The organism is Streptococcus mitis (assembly GCF_905187495.1).
In the GTDB taxonomy this organism is placed as follows: domain Bacteria; phylum Bacillota; class Bacilli; order Lactobacillales; family Streptococcaceae; genus Streptococcus; species Streptococcus mitis_CU.
On sequence record NZ_CAJJIB010000036.1, the window covers coordinates 1 to 265 of the forward strand.

General features: G+C 44.9%; 1 protein-coding gene. It reads right to left on the minus strand.

Annotated elements, in window-relative coordinates:
* Positions 1-265, minus strand: a 265-nt coding sequence (locus JQ843_RS04850; RefSeq protein ID WP_203213029.1) for a DUF1542 domain-containing protein, incomplete at both ends; no start/stop codon positions are given.

Consider the following 265-nt stretch of genomic DNA (forward strand, 5'->3'; position numbering starts at 1 on the left):
TCTTTTGCTTTTAATGCTTCATCGATGGCTTGTTTTGCAGCTGGCTTCGCTTGCGCTGTTGGTGTTACTAAAGATACACTTGTCGCTCCATCAGCCTTAGCTTGTTCCACCGCTGCGTTTGTTGTTGCAGTATCAATCGCTTGTTTCGCTGCATCGGCTTTTGCCTTAGCGTCTTCTTTAGCTTTGGCTTTTTCTTCAGCTGTTAAGTCTTTGTTCGCGTCAATCGTGTCATTCTTAGCTTTCAATGCGTCATCGATGGCTTTCT